11 protein-coding genes are annotated in these 15094 nt (G+C 72.5%); 8 read left to right on the forward strand and 3 right to left on the reverse strand.

What is annotated here, in order from left to right; all coding sequences use genetic code 11:
• Positions 1–2 precede the first annotated feature (2 nt).
• Positions 3–1286, reverse strand: a complete 1284-nt coding sequence (locus H4W80_RS59535; RefSeq protein ID WP_192793098.1) for an extracellular solute-binding protein — start codon at positions 1284–1286, stop codon at positions 3–5.
• Positions 1287–1548: 262 nt separating this feature from the next.
• On the opposite strand from H4W80_RS59535, the gene pulA reads away from it, so the two are divergent.
• From pulA to H4W80_RS59560, 5 genes are all read left to right on the forward strand, one after another.
• Positions 1549–4062 (forward strand): pullulanase-type alpha-1,6-glucosidase, encoded by a 2514-nt coding sequence (gene pulA / locus H4W80_RS59540; protein ID WP_318787589.1) that lies wholly within the window; start codon positions 1549–1551, stop codon positions 4060–4062.
• Between the two features lie 192 nt (positions 4063–4254).
• Positions 4255–4836, forward strand: a complete 582-nt coding sequence (locus H4W80_RS59545; RefSeq protein WP_192793099.1) for a hypothetical protein — start codon at positions 4255–4257, stop codon at positions 4834–4836.
• A 139-nt stretch (positions 4837–4975) separates the two neighbouring features.
• A complete protein-coding gene (locus H4W80_RS59550) occupies positions 4976–5698 on the forward strand; it encodes a VIT1/CCC1 transporter family protein (protein WP_318787590.1) in 723 nt (240 codons plus the stop codon).
• A gap of 68 nt (positions 5699–5766) precedes the next feature.
• On the forward strand, positions 5767–6375 hold the full coding sequence (locus tag H4W80_RS59555) for a hypothetical protein (RefSeq protein WP_192793101.1): 609 nt from the start codon (positions 5767–5769) through the stop codon (positions 6373–6375).
• Positions 6376–6437: 62 nt separating this feature from the next.
• Positions 6438–8582: an alkaline phosphatase family protein gene (locus H4W80_RS59560; RefSeq protein ID WP_192793102.1), complete on the forward strand. Its 2145-nt coding sequence runs from the start codon at positions 6438–6440 to the stop codon at positions 8580–8582.
• Here the strand turns inward: H4W80_RS59560 and H4W80_RS64260 are convergent.
• Positions 8502–9692, reverse strand: coding sequence for a cytochrome P450 (locus tag H4W80_RS64260; protein WP_318787591.1), 1191 nt, complete (start codon positions 9690–9692; stop codon positions 8502–8504). The two genes, H4W80_RS59560 and H4W80_RS64260, sit on opposite strands and share 81 nt — an antisense overlap.
• A gap of 106 nt (positions 9693–9798) precedes the next feature.
• Between H4W80_RS64260 and H4W80_RS59570 the strand changes: the two genes are divergently transcribed.
• The 3 genes from H4W80_RS59570 (at position 9799) to H4W80_RS59580 (ending at position 14172) form a co-directional block, all read left to right on the forward strand.
• Positions 9799–13191 (forward strand): phosphodiester glycosidase family protein, encoded by a 3393-nt coding sequence (locus tag H4W80_RS59570; RefSeq protein WP_318787592.1) that lies wholly within the window; start codon positions 9799–9801, stop codon positions 13189–13191.
• A gap of 145 nt (positions 13192–13336) precedes the next feature.
• Positions 13337–13597, forward strand: coding sequence for a cupin domain-containing protein (locus H4W80_RS59575; RefSeq protein ID WP_225964305.1), 261 nt, complete (start codon positions 13337–13339; stop codon positions 13595–13597).
• An 83-nt stretch (positions 13598–13680) separates the two neighbouring features.
• On the forward strand, positions 13681–14172 hold the full coding sequence (locus H4W80_RS59580) for a hypothetical protein (RefSeq protein WP_192793105.1): 492 nt from the start codon (positions 13681–13683) through the stop codon (positions 14170–14172).
• A 6-nt stretch (positions 14173–14178) separates the two neighbouring features.
• Here H4W80_RS59580 and H4W80_RS59585 read toward each other — a convergent pair whose 3' ends face one another.
• Positions 14179–14991, reverse strand: a complete 813-nt coding sequence (locus H4W80_RS59585) for an SHOCT domain-containing protein (protein WP_192793106.1) — start codon at positions 14989–14991, stop codon at positions 14179–14181.
• Positions 14992–15094: the final 103 nt, after the last annotated feature.

A 15094-nucleotide genomic window follows, 5' to 3' on the forward strand; every position in this document is an offset into this window, starting at 1 on the left:
GGTCAGCCCCAGTCCTTCATGATCCCGCGGTACTGCTCGTCGACCTTCTTGAGCACGTCGGCGGGCGCGGACTTGCCGCCGACGAGCGCCTGGTAGCCCTCCAGCAGCGGCTGGAACAGCTGCCCGCCCTCCGGGATCCAGGGCCGCGGCACGGCGGTGTCCATGATCGGCTTGAAGACCACGACGTCGGAGTTGCCCTGCACGTCGGGATCGGCATAGGCGGAGGTACGGGTCGGCAGCAGGCTGATCTCCTTGGCGATCTTCGCCTGGGCCTCCGCCGTGGTCATGAAGCGGACGAACTCGTAGGCGGCCGGGATGTTCTTCGAGCCCGCGTAGATCGCCAGGTTCCACCCGCCCGTCGGGGCCCCGGCCTTGACCGAGCCGGCCGGGACCGGCGCGATGCCCAGGTTCTTCCGGTCCTTGAACTCCTTGCCCTGGTAGATCTCCGACAACGACCACGGCCCGTTGTAGATCATCGCCGCCTTGCCCTCCTTGAGGGCGGTCATCGCGTTGGCGTAGCTCTCCGTCGTGGCGGGCTTGGGTGCGGCGCCCGAGCTGATCAGGTCGGCCACGGTCTGGATGGCCCGCACGTTCGCCGGCGAGTTCACCACGATCTTCTTGTTGGCCACGTCGAGGAGGTCGCCGCCCTCGCCGTAGATGAACGGCAGCAGGAAGTAGGAGTCGACGTTGAGCGCCAGCCCCTCGGCGCCGGTCTTGGCCTGGACGTCGAGCGCGGTCTGCTTCAGCTCGGCGATCGTCTTCGGCGCCGCCTCGTGCCCCGCCTGCTTCAGCAGCCGCTTGTTGTAGAGCAGGGCGAGGGTGTCGGTGACCTGCGGCACGGCGTACGTCTTGCCGTTGTACTTGGTGCTGCTCAGCGGCCCCGGCAGGAAGCCGGCCTCGTCGTCCACCGCCCGCGTGCCGTCCAGCGGCTGCAGGTAGCCCAGCGACGCGAACTGCGAGGTCCAGGCCACCTCCGAGCGGATCACGTCCGGCGCGCCCGCCCCCGCCTGCGCGGCGGTCTGGAACTGCCCCTGCGCCTGGTCGGAGGGCACATTCACGTACTTGACCTTGACCTGGGGATATTTCGCCTCGAACGCCTTGATCAACGCCTGGAACGTCGGCCCCTCGCTGTCCGGCCGCGTCGTGTCCCACCACGTGATCTCGCCGCTGACCTTCGACGGATCGGAGACGGTCGTGGCCGGGGGTGCCGTAGTCCCGCCGCCGCAGGCGGAGACCGCCAGGGCGAGTGCCGCAACGACCGCTGCGGCGGGTAAGAGTCGTCGCATGTCCTTCTCCTCATCTTCCGGAGGGGGAACACGCCGGACGTTACGCCGAGGTGACGCTCCTTGAAAGATGGGTACGTAAGGTTTTGCAAGTTGTTACCTTGATCCACGGATCCGGCGGATCGGCCGCCGCACCGCGGGTTCCCCGACGTTTTCGCAGGTGATCTCCTATGGTGGAGCCCTGCCGGCCGCGCGCCCGCCGGCCCTCCGGTCGGGGAGCGGTCCCAGCGGTTTCAGAAATTTCCAGAAAGGGTTGCAAAGCGTCGTGATCCGCGAGGGCGAGGCGAGGGCCCACTGGATCGACCGCGACACGGTCGCGTGGCAGGTCGACCCGTCGTTCGAGCACACCCTGGCGTGCGGCGAGCGGGTCATCCGGCTCTCGCCCGGGACGCTGAGCGACGAGCAGCGCGGCGCCTGGCCGCACCTGGCGTCGTACACCGCGCTGAAGGTGGACCCGCGCGACGCCGATCTCGTCCGCGAGGCGCTGCGCGAGCGGGTCCTGGCCCTGGCGCGGGACGGCTCGGGCGAGCTCGTGGCGGCGACGGGCGTGCAGCTCCCCGGCGTGCTCGACGACCTCTACGCCGGGGCCGCCGCCGCGCCGCTCGGCCCCAGGGGACGGGTGATCCCGAGGCTGTCGCTGTGGGCGCCGACCGCCCGCAAGGTCGAGCTGGCCCTGTACGGCCCCGGCCGGAGCGTCCACCCGATGCGGCGCGACGACGAGACCGGCGTCTGGTCGGTCCGCGGGCTGCCGGCCTGGTGGGGTCGCGAGTACACGTTCCTGGTCACCCTCCACTCGGGGACGAACGAGGTCACGGACCCGTACGGCCTGGCGGTGACCCCGGACGGCGGGCGCAGCAGGCTCGTCGACCTCGACAGCCCCGCGCTCAAGCCGCCCGGCTGGGACCGGCTCGCCAAGCCCCCGGCCGTCCCCCTGCACCGGGCGACGATCTACGAGCTGCACGTGCGCGACTTCTCGGCCTCCGACGCCACCGTCCCGGCCGGGCTGCGCGGCACGTACGCGGCCTTCGGCCTCGACTCCGCCGGGACGCGGGAGCTGCGGGCGCTGGCGGCGGACGGGCTGACGCACGTGCACCTGCTGCCGGTGTTCGACTTCGCCACGGTGCCCGAGCGCCGGGCCGACAGGACCGAGCCCGCCTGTGACCCGGACTGTGACTTCGCCGCGCTGCCGCCCGACTCGCGGCGGCAGCAGGAGTGCGTGGCGCGCACGGCCGCGACCGACTCCTTCAACTGGGGCTACGACCCGCTGCACTACACCGTGCCCGAGGGCTCGTACGCGACGGACCCCGACGAGCGGACCAAGGAGTTCCGCGCCATGGTCGCCGCGCTCAACGGGGCCGGGCTGCGCGTGGTGATGGACGTGGTCTACAACCACACCCACTCCACCGGCGTGCTCGACCCGATCGTGCCCGGCTACTACCACCGCCTGCTGGCGGACGGCGCGGTCGCCGACTCCACCTGCTGCCCCAACACCGCGCCCGAGCACACGATGATGGGCCGGCTGGTGGTCGACTCGGTCGTCACCTGGGCCCGCCAGTACAAGATCGACGGCTTCCGCTTCGACCTCATGGGCCACCACCCGAAGGCCAACCTCCTCGCCGTCCGCCGCGCCCTCGACGAGCTGACCGTGGAGCGGGACGGCGTGGACGGCAGGTCGATCATCCTTTACGGCGAGGGCTGGAACTTCGGCGAGGTGGCCGACGGGGCCAGGTTCGAGCAGGCCACGCAGGCCAACCTGGCCGGGACCGGCATCGGCACGTTCAACGACCGGCTGCGGGACGCGGTGCGCGGCGGCGCCCCGTTCGACGCCGACCCGCGCGTGCAGGGGTTCGGCTCGGGCCTGGCGGGCGCGCCGAACGGCGCCCCGGCCAACGGCACGGCCGAGCAGCAGCGGGCCCGGCTGGCCGGCTACACCGACCTGATCAAGCTGGGGCTGGCCGGGAACCTGCGCGACTACGTGCTGCCCTCCGGGAAGAAGGGCTCGGAGATCGACTTCAACGGCGCGCCCGCCGGGTACGCGGCCGAGCCGGGCGAGACGGTGTCGTACGTGGACGCGCACGACAACGAGACGCTGTTCGACGCGCTGGCCTACAAGCTGCCGCAGCCGACGCCGATGGCCGACCGGGTGCGGATGCAGGTGCTGTCGCTGGCCACCGTGCTGCTGGCGCAGGGGGCGGCGTTCGTGCACGCGGGCAGCGAGCGGCTGCGCTCGAAGTCCCTCGACCGCAACTCCTTCGACTCCGGCGACTGGTTCAACCGGCTGCTGTGGGACTGCTCGCTGGGCAACGGGTTCGGCGGCGGGCTGCCGCCCAAGGCCGACAACGAGTCCAGATGGCCCTACGCCGGGCCGCTGCTGGCGGATCCGGCCCTGCTCCCGGGGTGCGCGGCGATCGGCGAGTGCCGGGCCGGGTTCGGGGAGCTGCTGCGGATCCGGGCCTCGTCGCCGGCGTTCGCGCTGGGATCGCAGGTGCGCGAGCGGCTGACGTTCGCTGACGCGGCGGACGGCGTGATCGCGATGCACGTGGACACGTCCGGGCTGGACCCGCGCTGGTCGTCGGTGACCGTGGTCTTCAACGCCACCCCGGCCGCGCAGGCCCAGCCGATGGAGCGGCTGGCGGGGCGGGCGGTGGCGCTGCACCCCGTGCAGGCCGCCTCAGGGGATCCGGTCGTCCGGGAGTCCGCCTTCGACCCGGACACCGGCACGCTCACGGTCCCGGCCCGCACGGTGGCGGTGTTCGTCGCCAAAACCCACCCGGGATAGAGGTGGGACGGCTTGGGTAGGGGGAACATTCAGGACGAAGAACGTACATCACTGGCGTTGGCGATCGCGACAGCGCAAACTGGATGGACGGCGATCGCGTGGAGCAGTGGAGCACCCGTGGACAATCACCTTGATCACATGCCGGTCCTGTCCCGCGGCAGACATCGCAATCCGAAACGCGGTGCCTGTTTCATGGAACTGGCCTCCTACCTGGCCGGAGAGCGGTGGAGCGACCACCCGGCCTGCACCCACCCGTTGCTGGCCGCACTCGCCCGCCTGGTCAACGACAACACCAGCGACGAAAGCCGCGCCCAGCTCGTCCACCTCGTCCCGACCATCATCGGCCTGACCAGCGACGACCTGAGGGTGGACGCCCGCATCGCGCTGCGCTGCGCCACGACGGCCCTGCCGGTGGCGGCGGCCGAGCGCCAGCTCGCGCTGGCGGTGTCGGTGCTCGCGGCCGAGGAGATGATCGCCAGGCTCGAAGGGGCCCCGCCGGGGCAGCTCGGCGAGCGCAGCCGCCGGGCGATGGAGGAGGTGCCGCACGCGGCCGAGCAGGCCCGGCGCTTCAGCCGCGCGGCCCGGATCACGGAGAAGGGCTTCCGCCGGTACGCGGCGCCGAACGCGGTGCAGCTCTCGGTGGTGGGCATCGTCCAGGCCTGCATCCCGGACCCGGACACGCTGCTGCGCCGCCTGCTGGAAGAGGCCATCGACGACTGCGTCAGCCTCATCCGCGCCCCGGAGCGCACCGCTCCGGCCCCAGCTCACGCCTGACCGGTTCACGACGGCGCCCGGCACCCGGGCGCCGCCCGTGAGGGGGCTTCTTCGCAGGTCAGGGAAGCCTCTCCTTCGTTGCGGATCTTGATGATCTATGCCTACATTTCCAATGAAATATGGGAATGGAGGCACTTTCGTGACTATTGAGCTGACTCAGCCTTATTCGCCGGAGAAGCACCACAGTCACCGTGACGTCACCGGCGGGTGGTTGCGGCCCGCCGTCTTCGGGGCGATGGACGGGCTGGTGTCCAACCTCGCGTTGATCGCCGGAGTCGTGGGCGCGGCCGGCGCCGGGCGCGGCGCGGTGGTGGCCGGGGTCGCGGGGCTGATCGCGGGCGCCTGCTCCATGGCGGCCGGCGAGTACACCTCGGTGAAGTCCCAGACCGAGCTGATGCGGGCGGAGATCGCGGTCGAGCGGCGGGAGCTGGCCCGCAACCCCGAGGGGGAGCAGGCGGAGCTGGCGGCGATGTACCGGGCGAAGGGGCTCGACGAGGACCTCGCGCGGAAGGTGGCCGAGGGGCTGTCGGCCGATCCCGAGCAGGCCCTGCGGGTCCACGTGCGGGAGGAGCTGGGCGTGGACCCCGACGACCTGCCCTCGCCGTACGTGGCCGCCGCGTCGTCGTTCTGCGCCTTCGCCGCCGGGGCGCTGGTGCCGCTCGTGCCGTTCCTGTTCGGGGCGTCCGGGCTGGTGGTCGCCATGATCGTGAGCGTGCTGGCGCTGTTCGGGTTCGGGGCGGTGGTGGCGCGCATGACCGCGCGGCCGTGGTGGCTGGGCGGGCTGCGCCAGCTCGCGCTGGGCGCGGGGGCCGCCGCCGTGACGTTCGGGCTCGGGCACCTTCTCGGCGTCACCGTCTCGTGAGGCCACACCCTGGACGTGTGACATTCTCGTGACTGTACGTGATGAACACCCGGGCGGACCATGTCGGCATGGACGGATTCCTCGACGAGACCCGCTCGGGAGTGACCGAGCTGCGCGTCCACGGCGTCTCCGGCACACCCCCCGAGGGCATGCTGAACCACCCCCACCCCTGGATCGTCGCGGGCGACGGCACCACCGGGTTCTACCGGCGCTGGTGGACCGACGGGCCGCCGGACGGCGAGCACGCGGACGTGCCGGACTCCCGCCACCGGGAGGCGTACGCGTGGGGCGGCCTCACCTCCGGCGGTAAGACGATCGCCCTGTGGCTGCTCCTGCTGCTCTTCGCGCTGGCCAACCTGTCCTACTCGCTGCGCCGCCTGTACGCCGCCTTCTTCCCCGCCTACTTCGGCGCCGGCGGGCTGTCGGCCGTACGCGCCGCCGTCCCCTGGTACAACCTCTACCGGCTGAGCGACCCCATCGGCGGGCCCGTCTTCGGCCGCGTCGACCCCCTGGCCCCCCGATCATTCCCGAACGGCGTGGACGTGTTCTGCTGGGACCCGCACCGGCCCGCCCCCGGCGAGCCCCTGCCCGAGGCCCGCTGGCACTCGGACTACTGGCTCGACCCGGAGTACGACGCGGCGCTGAGCCGATTGATCGTCGTGAAGCCCTTCGCCTGAGCCCCCGGACCGGTAGGGTTTCGGGCGTTTCCAACAAGAGCGGGGGTTGGTCGGTGAGGTGGGTGCTGTTGCTCCTGGTGTCGTCCGCCCTGTGGTGGGCCGCCCCGCCCGCCCAGGCGGCCTCGTCCCAGGCGGGGCAGGAGGACGCCGGAGGGCCGGTGGCGTTCATCGGGGTGCCGGGGCTGATGTGGGACGATCTCGACCCGGCGGACACGCCCCGCCTGTGGCGGCTGGCCGGGCAGAGCGGGATCGGGTCCCTGTCGGTCAAGGCCGTGGGCACCGTGACCTGCGCGTACGACGGGTGGCTGACCGTCGCGTCAGGCGTGCGGTCGGCGGTCGGGCGCCGGTGCGGGATGCCGCCCGAGCCGGTCGCGCAAGGGTCCGGGGCCGTGGTCTCCGAGGTCCCCGGGCTGCTGCAGCTGCGCGACGGGACCTACGCGGGCACGCTCGGGACCGCCGTGCACGCCGCCGGGCAGTGCACGGCCGCCGTCGGGCCCGGCGCGGCGCTGGCCCTGGCCGACCGGACGGGCAAGGTCGACCTGTACGCCGCCGAGCCCGCCGGGCTGGCCGACTGGACGCGCTGCCGGATGCTGGCCGTGGACGTCGACGTGCTGGTCAAGCCGTACATCGTGGACGGCAAGCTGCCGCTGGAGCCCGAGCTGCTCGCGCCGGAGCGGCGGCGCGCCCTGGTCCGCGAGGCCGACGCCAAGGTCGGCGCGGCGCTGGACAAGCTGCCCCCGGACACCGAGATCGTGCTGGCCGGGATCGGCGACCACGGATCGGTGCCGCACCTGCGCGTGGCGATGTGGAAGCGCCCGGGCCTGGCGGCCGCGCCGGACGGCCAGGTCGCGGGGCCGTCGGTGGGGGCCAACTCCACCCGGCGGGCGGACATCGTCGTGCTGCCCGACATCACGCCCACGCTCCTCGACGCGATGGGCATCGCCCCGCCCGCCACCATGATCGGGCTGCCGTGGCAGCTGGGCGAGCGGACCACGATCGACGACCTGCGCAGGGCCGACCTCAAGGGCACCGCCGTACGCGGCACGACCGGCGTCTTCTTCACCGCCTTCGCCATCGTCCAGGTCGCCTTCTACGGCCTCGCCTACTTCCTGCTGTCCCGGCGCAGGCGGCTGGGCGCGGTCGGCGTGGCCGCCATCGTGCTGGCCTCCGTCCCCGTCTCCACGTACGCGGTCAACCTGGTGCCGTGGGAGCGCAGCCCGTACCCGGTGCCGACGCTGATCGGCGGGGTGCTGGCGAGCACGGCGATCATCGCGGCCGTCGCGCTGGGCGGCCCGTGGCGGCGCCACCCGCTGGGCCCGCCCGCGGCCGTCGCGGCGACCACCGCCGCCGTGCTCGTGGGAGACCTGCTGACCGGGACGACGCTGCAGTTCAACAGCCTGATGGGCTACACCGCCGTGGTCGGCGGCCGCTACTACGGGCTGGCGAACATCCCGTTCGCGCTGCTGGCCACGGCCGTGCTGATGGTCACCGCCGTGGCCGCCGAGCACTTCGTCCGCGTCGGCCGCAAGCGGCTGGCCGTGGCCGGGGTGACGGGGCTCGGCGTGGGGGCGATGCTGCTGGCCGGCTGGCCCGGCGTGGGCAGCGACTTCGGCGGCGTGATCGCGTTCGTGCCGGGCATCGCGGTGACCGCGCTGCTGGTCGCGGGCAAGCGGGTGTCGGTGGTGAAGCTGGCCGCGTTCTGCGCGCTGGGCGGGGTGGCGGTGTCGATCATCGCGGTGCTCGACCACCTGCGCCCGCCCGCCTCGCAGACCCACCTGGGGCGGTTCGTGGGGCAGGTGATCGACGGGACGTTCCTGCCCATGATCGGGCGCAAGCTCGGGGCCATGCTCAACACCATGCTCTCCCCGAACCTCATGCCGATCGTGCTGGCCGGCCTGGCGTTCCTGATCTTCGCGGTGCTGCGGCCCGGTCAGATCAGCGCGGGCATCGTGCCGAAGGCGTTCGCGCGGGCGCCCATGCTGCGGGCCGGGCTCGTCGGGGCGCTGGTCAGCGGCGTGGTCGGCATGCTGGTCAACGACTCGGGCACGGCCGTGCTGTCCATGGCGGTCGCGCTGGCCGTGCCGCTGGTGCTGCACGCGGGCGTGCGCTCGGCGGAGGAGCCGGACTCACCAGCGGAGGTGGAGCTCCTCGGGGGACCGGTGGATGAGCGTGGCCGCCATGACGACGTCCTCGCGGGCGAGACGTAGGCCGGGCAGCTCGCGTACGAGCAGCTCGAGGGTGACCTTGAGCTGCTCGCGGGCCAGCAGCGCGCCCGGGCAGCCGTGCACGCCGTGCCCGAACGACAGGTGCCGCGCCGGCTCCCGCGCGATGTCGAACTCGTCCGGCCGCTCGAACACCGCCTCGTCCCGCCCGGCCGAGCCGAACGACACGAACACCGTCTCGCCCTTGCCGAGCGCGGTTCCCGCCAGCTCCAGCGGCCTGGTGACGGTGCGGCGGAAGCCCTGCACGGGAGCCTCGTACCGGGCCGCCTCCTCGATCGCCGCGCCCGCCAGCTCCGGCCGCCCGCACAGCAGCTCCCACTGGCCGCGCTCGCGCAGCAGGCGGTGCACGACGGTGCCGAGCAGGGCGGTCGTGGTCAGGTGGCCGGCCAGCATGACGTTCTGGGTGTTGGCCACGATCTCGTCGCGCTGCTCCGGCGTCGGCTCGCCGGGGCCGGGGGCCAGGCCGCGCGACAGCTCGCCGGTCAGGCTCTCGGCGCTCCTCGACCTGGCCGCGTGCGCCGCGAACAGGTGCCGCAGCGCGGCCACCTCGCGGGCCGCGGCGACCTGGTCGTCCGGCGACATCGGCGTGAACAGCAGGTCCTCGGCCCGGCCGCCGGCACGGATCGCGGCGGGCACGTCGGCCGGGTCGAGGCCGAGCAGGTGGCCGATCACGGTGGCCGGCAGCGGCCTGGCGTACGCGGACATCCATTCCACGTGCCCCGCCTTGGCGAACGACGCGACCAAGTCGCCCGCGGTCGCCCGGACGAACGGCAGCGCCGCCGCCACCTTGGCGGGGGACAGGCCGCGGGTGAGCGGCCGGCGGTAGCGGGCGTGCGCCTCGCCGTCCGTGCTCAGCACCACCGGGGCGCCGCCGGGCGCGCCCGCCAGCTCCGCGAACGCCCGCGGGTCCGGGATGACGTCGGGCCGCAGCGCGCCCTTGGAGGAGAAGTCGTCCGGGCGCCCGAGCACCTCGCGCACGTCGGCGTGCCGGGCCACCAGCCAGGCGTCCAGCTCCTCGACGAAGGTCAGCCCCGGCGCGGCGCGGGCCCGGGCGTAGACGGGATACGGGTCGCGGTAGAGCGCCTCTCGATCCACGCGTACCATCCTGCAAGCCCTGATGGAGGGCCGACAAGATCTGAAATTTTCTTTTAGTTCACTCTCAAGTCTTGAAAGTTATATCCACGAGCGATTGAGTTCGGTCGTGCAGTCCCTCAGAATCCTCACAGCCGCGGCGCTCGCGTTAGGCCCGCTCGCCCTGGCCGCGGCCCCGGCGCAGGCCGATCCCGCGCCCCCCGTAGAGGACGCGCTCAAGGCGTCGTCCTACCCGCCGCCCTCCACGCTGCTCGCCCAGGACGCCGGGCAGCGGCTGGAGACGGCCAAGAGGACCCGGCCGGTCGCGCCGGGCATCTCGCTCACCTCGTTCGACACCTACGACGCGCTCGGCTGGCTGCGCGCGGACGCGGTCACCGCCGACCTCGGCGGCGCGAAGGCCGACTACCTGTACTCCGGCGAGGTGTCCAAGACCGAGCCGCTGTCCGGGCCCGCCAAGCGCGCGCACGCCGTCGCGGCCGTCAACGGCGACTTCTTCGACATCAACAACTCCGGCGCCGCCCAGGGCATCGGCGTGCAGGACGGCTCCCTGGTGCAGTCGCCCGTCACGGGCCACGAGAACGCGGTCGCGATCACCGGCGACGGTCTCGGCCGCGTGCTCAAGATGTACTTCGAGGGCACCGCCACCCCGGCCGGCGGCTCGCCCATCGCGCTCACCCAGTTCAACCAGATCGTGAAGAGCGGCGGCGTCGGCCTGTTCACGCCGCTGTGGGGCTCGTTCAACCGGGCCCGCGCCGTCGAGGGCGCCACCTCCGTCGCCGAGGTCGTCCTGGTGGACGGGGTGGTCACCGAGGTACGCGCGTCCGCCGGCACCGGCCCCATCCCCGCCGGGACCACGATCCTGCTGGGCCGCGACGCCGGGGCCACCGCCCTGTCCGCCCTGAAGGCCGGCGACCGCGTGGACGTCAAGTACCAGCCGAAGTCGTCGGACGGCAGCCAGGTCAAGGCCGCCGTGGGCGGCAACTGGGTGCTGGTCAAGGACGGGGTCGTGCAGAACTCCACCGACCCCGCCGCGCACCCCCGCACCGCCGTCGGGTTCTCGGCCGACGGCAGGAAGATGTACCTGCTGACCGTGGACGGCCGCCAGGTCGACAGCCGCGGCGTCACGCTCAACGAGCTCGCCGCCATGATGGTCGATCTCGGCGCCGCCAACGCCCTCAACCTCGACGGCGGCGGCTCCTCCACCATGCTCGCCCGCGAGCCCGGCTCCGCCGACGTCCAGGTGGAGAACAGCCCCTCCGACGGTGGCGAGCGCCACGTGCCCAACGGCCTCGCGCTCTACGCGCCCGAGGGCAGCGGCAAGCTCAAGGGCTTCTGGCTGGAGACCGCGAGCGACCCCGCCAAGGCGCCCGGCGTCGGCCCGGTCGCGGGCGGCCGCCCCGACCGCGTCTTCCCCGGCCTCACCCGGCGGCTGACCGCCGCCGGATACGACGAGACGTACGGCCCGGCCGCCGGCACGCCGTCGTGGCGGGCCAACCCGGCCGTGCACGGCGTCGTCCGCGACGGGAGGTTCCACGCCCTGGTGCCCGGCCAGACCACCGTCACCGCCTCCCGCAGCGGCGCCAAGGGCACCATCGACCTGACCGTCCTGCAGCCGCTCCAGCGGCTCGGCGCCACCGCCGACCGGCTCGGCCTGGCGGGGGCGGACGGTGTTGCCACCTTCGGTGTGGTCGGCTACGACCGCAACGGCAACTCCGCGCCCGTCGAGCCCTCCGACCTCACGCTCGACTACGACAAGAGCCTGTTCGAGGTCACCGCGGCCGAGCAGGGCTACTTCACCGTCAAGGCCAGGAAGGCCGTCGGGTCCGGCCTGATCACCGCCAAGGTCGGCAAGATCGGCACGGCGGTGCCGGTGACCGTCGGGTTCGAGGAGAAGCCGGTCGCCGACTTCGAGGACGCGGCGAAGTGGACGTTCGCCGCCGCCCGCGCCACCGGCTCGCTGTCGGCCGCGCCCGGTCAGAGCGGGGGAGGGCTGAAGCTCTCCTACGACTTCACCACCTCGACCGCGACCCGGGCCGCGTACGCCAGCCCGCCGCAGCAGATCGTGGTGGACGGCCAGCCGCAGGCGTTCGGGCTCTGGATCAACTCCACCGGCAAGGGCGAGTGGCCCAGCCTGGAGTTCTACGACGCGCTCGGCCAGTCGCAGATCCTGCGCGGGCCGTACATGACGTGGACCGGATGGAAGTACGTCGAGTTCGCCGTGCCCCCGGGCGTGAACTACCCGCTCAAGCTGCGGCGCTTCTACGTGGCCGAGACCAAGGCGGACGCGAAGTACACCAACGAGATCCTCATCGACGGCCTGGTGGCCAAGGTGCCGCCGTCGATCTCCGCCCCCGCCGCGCCGAAGGTCGCCGATCCGGTGGTCAAGGCCGACGTGGGCCGGATGCCGTGGCGGTTCGCGGTCATGTCGGACGCGCAGTTCGTGGCGCGCGACCCGGACAGCGACATCGTCAAGAACGCGCGCCGCACGCTGCGGGAGATCAAGGCGGCCAAGCCGGACTTCCTGCTGATCAACGGTGACCTGGTGGACGAGGCGTCGCCGGAGGACTTCGCGCTGGCCAAGAAGATCCTCGACGAAGAGCTCGGCGGAACCGTGGAATATCACTACATTCCCGGTAACCACGAGGTCATGGGCGGCAAGATCGACAACTTCAAGGCCGTCTTCGGCGACACGTACGGCACCTTCGACCACAAGGGCACCCGCTTCGTCACCCTGGACACCTCGCGCCTGAACCTGCGCGGCGGCGGCTACGACCAGGTGGCCATGCTCCGCTCCGAGCTGGACAAGGCCGCCGGCGACGCGTCGGTGGGCTCGGTCGCGGTGCTGTTCCACGTGCCGCCGCGCGACCCGACGCCCGGAAAGGGCAGCCAGCTCGGCGACCGCAAGGAGGCGGCCCTGGTGGAGGGCTGGCTGGCGGACTTCCAGCGCACCACCGGCAAGGGGGCCGCCTACATCGGGGCGCACGTGGGGACGTTCCACGCCTCGCACGTGGACGCGGTGCCGTACTTCATCAACGGCAACTCCGGCAAGAACCCGGCGACCGCGCCCGACGACGGCGGGTTCACCGGCTGGTCGCTGTGGGGCGTCGACCCGGTGACGCGGGCCGAGGCCGAGCACGTGCGGCGGAACTGGTTCGCCGACGCGCCCGACTGGATCGGCACGCAGGTCCGGCCGCACCTGGACGACCTCGTGCTCACCGCCCCCGCGACCGTAGCGATCGGCGCGCCCGGCGCGGTGACGGCGGCGGTCAAGCAGGGCAGCCGTACGGTCCCCGCGGCCTACCCGGTCTCGGCGGCGTGGTCCGGCTCGCCCAACCTGTACGTCGGCGACCGCGACGGCGTCAAGCCGTGGCACGTGGCCTACCTCGACCCCTCGACGGGGACGCTGACGGCGCTGCGGCGCGGGCAGGTGACGGTCGCCGTCACGGTGAGCGGCGTCACCCGCCAGGCCACCGTGGCGCTGATGGCCAAGGCCGCCGCCTGACCCACGACCGGGCGGGCCGCCGCGGCGGCCCGCCCGGTCGTACCATGAAGATCCACTCATGACAGCGAGCCGCCGTCTCCTCCCGGGCGAGCACCGCCGCGGATCCCGCCACCCGTGTCCTCGGCCTGCGTTCCGCCCTGGCGCGATGGTGCGGCCTGCCGCCGGAGCCGTCCGTGCCCCACGTGACGGCCTGACCTGCGTCGAGTGGTCTCCCGGCCGCCCCGGCCTCGCTCCGCACCGCCACTCTGGGCCGGCCTTCGGCTACGTGATCGAGGGGGCGATCCGGTTCGAGCTCGAAGGCGAGCCGGAGCGCGTGGTCGAGGCCGGTGAGACGTTCTGGGAGCCGGGCGGCGACGTGATCCACTACCAGGACGGCAACGCCCGGCCGGGCTCGCAAGGCGCTTGAAAGCGTACGTCGTTCGGTGGCAAGTCAGCTGAAATCGACTTATCGCACATTGTCGTCATCTCGCCAAGAAAGGACGACCCCCGATGACGATCTCCCGCATCCTCACCGGCCTGACCATCGCCGCCACCGCCACCATCGCCGCCGTCGCGACCGTCGCGACCGTCGCCCCGGCCGCCCAGGCCGCGACCGCGGCGGACTCGGCCGCGTGGGGCCCGTACTACGCGCCGGGGCGCGCCGCCCACGCCGTGGGCACTCTGACGGCCACGGGGGAGGACCACGCCGACCTGCCGACGGCCGACGTCGTCCGGGTCTCGGGCAAGGTGTACGACCACACGCGGCCCGCCGCCACCTGCGGCTGGGCGGTCTTCCGCATCACCTACCGCTCCGGGAGCAACCTGCCGTTCCGGCAGCACGCGGTGCGCGACTGCTCCTACCGCACCCCGAAGCGCTTCTCGTTCTCCTACCAGGACGTCTACCAGGTCGAGCTCAAGGTCTGCGCCGAGGGCAAGTCCGCCAAGCCGTCCCTCGTCTGCCAGTACGCGGGCACCTGGAAGACCCTCTACCTGTCGAAGTAGGCGCCCTCAGATCTCGGAGATGATCTGCCGGCGTTTGGCGGCGTACTCGTCGTCCGTGATCGCCCCCGTCGTCCGGAGCGCCTCCAGCTCCTCCAGGCGCTGGGCGGCGGACCGCTCGGACGGCGGGAACACCGGCGAGGCGGCGCCGGCCGCCGGCTGAGCGGCGGCCCGGCGCACCACGTCCTGGATCTGCCGGCGCAGCTCCGGCTTGGAGCGCACGTCCATCATGCCGTTCAGCGGGATGCCGTTGGCCTTGAGGAGCTGCAGGATCTCCATCAGCGGTCCGGCCTGGCCGCTCAGGTCATAGGTCCTGTTCTCCTCGGCCAGGTTGAACGTCGCCGGCATCAGCCCGTTCACCAGGGCGCTGCGCTCCCAGTCGATCTGGTGCTCGTGCGTGGCCGGATCGACGAGTACGACGAGCCTGCGCGCGGTGAAGTTGCCCGCCCGCGTCACGCCGGCCAGCACGCGGTCCTGGGTGTCGAACCCGAACCCCGGCCCCTCGATGCGCAGCCCGAGCTTGATCAGCGGCTGGTCGTTGATCCTGGTGCCGGTCTCCGACATGCCCGTGATCCGGGCGAGCGTCAGCACTCCGGACCGCTCCAGGGCGGCGGTCCTGGCGGCCGCCTTCGCGCCGTGTCGGGCCAGAGCCACCGCGACCAGCACGTCGGACACCGTGATCAGCAGGCCGACGTAGAACATCCACTGGATCTCCTCGCGTTCGGCCGGGCCGAGCGCGAGGTAGACGACCACGAAGATCGGGCCGACCAGCCCTCCGCAGAGCAGGACGACCAGCTGCGATTTCAGATAACGCCAGAACATCGGCCTGCTCCCGTCGGTGGGGCGGTGGATCGGGTGCCAGAGTAATGAGCGGTGATCTCGGTCAGGGATCCGTTCGAGGAAGAATCGGACCGTTCCATCGAGG

This window comes from Nonomuraea angiospora (assembly GCF_014873145.1).
GTDB lineage: Bacteria > Actinomycetota > Actinomycetes > Streptosporangiales > Streptosporangiaceae > Nonomuraea > Nonomuraea angiospora.

What these genes read in the sequence shown, in the direction of transcription:
- H4W80_RS59555 (WP_192793101.1), top strand. Translation starts at nt 5,767, where the DNA reads ATGGACGGATTCCTCGACGAGACCCGCTCGGGAGTGACCGAGCTGCGC.
- H4W80_RS59545 (WP_192793099.1), top strand. Translation starts at nt 4,255, where the DNA reads ATGGAACTGGCCTCCTACCTGGCCGGAGAGCGGTGGAGCGACCACCCG.
- H4W80_RS59535 (WP_192793098.1), bottom strand. Translation starts at nt 1,286, where the DNA reads ATGCGACGACTCTTACCCGCCGCAGCGGTCGTTGCGGCACTCGCCCTG.
- H4W80_RS59580 (WP_192793105.1), top strand. Translation starts at nt 13,681, where the DNA reads ATGACGATCTCCCGCATCCTCACCGGCCTGACCATCGCCGCCACCGCC.
- H4W80_RS59575 (WP_225964305.1), top strand. Translation starts at nt 13,337, where the DNA reads ATGGTGCGGCCTGCCGCCGGAGCCGTCCGTGCCCCACGTGACGGCCTG.
- H4W80_RS59585 (WP_192793106.1), bottom strand. Translation starts at nt 14,991, where the DNA reads ATGTTCTGGCGTTATCTGAAATCGCAGCTGGTCGTCCTGCTCTGCGGA.